The following is a 583-nucleotide window of genomic DNA, read 5'->3' as shown; positions in this document are numbered from 1 at the left end:
CGTGGAAGTCGGCGATCCCCGCGTTCCACTTCACCGCCGCCGACAACGTCCAGGTGTAGGACCCCGGCTCCCCCGCCGCATTCGTGACCACCTTGTAGTAGGCGAACAACCGGTTCCCGGTCCCGTTGGACCGCGGCGCGATCACCGTCGACCAGCCCGCCGGCGCCGCCGAGACGTCCGGGTTCAGGTCCGCGTTGATCTGCGCCACCAGCACATCACCGGTCACCACACCCGCCGGCTTGGGCACCGTCACCGCCGTCCCCGCCGTCGCACCCGACGCCGACGTGAACGACCCCGCCGTCACCGCACCCGACCCGCCACCGCCGCCCGGGTTCACTGTGACCGTCTGCGCCGCCGAGGTGCTGGACCCGGCCGCATTCGTCGCCGTCAACGTCACCTGATAGGTGCCGGCCGTGCTGTAGGTGTGCGACGGGTTCTGCGTCGTCGCCGACCCACCGTCCCCGAAGTTCCACGCCCACGACGTCGGCGACCCCGTCGACGTGTCGGTGAAGGCCACCGTCAACGGCACCGTCCCCGACGCCGGCGACCTCGTGAAACTCGCCACCGGAGCGGTCGGCCCCGG

The 583-nt window shown here is 71.7% G+C and carries 2 protein-coding genes; one reads left to right on the top strand and one right to left on the bottom strand.

From position 1 onward, the window contains the following. On the bottom strand, positions 1–253 hold a 253-nt coding region (locus E4P39_RS23075; RefSeq protein WP_245160043.1), incomplete at its 3' end, for a hypothetical protein. Here E4P39_RS23075 and E4P39_RS23070 point away from each other — a divergent pair. Further along, complete coding sequence (locus tag E4P39_RS23070; RefSeq protein WP_167762033.1) at positions 240–401, top strand: hypothetical protein; 162 nt, start codon at positions 240–242, stop codon at positions 399–401. The genes E4P39_RS23075 and E4P39_RS23070 overlap by 14 nt on opposite strands. Positions 402–583 lie beyond the last annotated feature (182 nt).

Origin of the sequence: Blastococcus sp. CT_GayMR19, assembly GCF_004570385.1 — a bacterium.
In the GTDB taxonomy this organism is placed as follows: Bacteria; Actinomycetota; Actinomycetes; order Mycobacteriales; family Geodermatophilaceae; genus Blastococcus_B.
The sequence above is the reverse complement of the archived record's forward strand: the minus strand, read 5'-3'. Positions and strand labels throughout refer to the sequence as shown.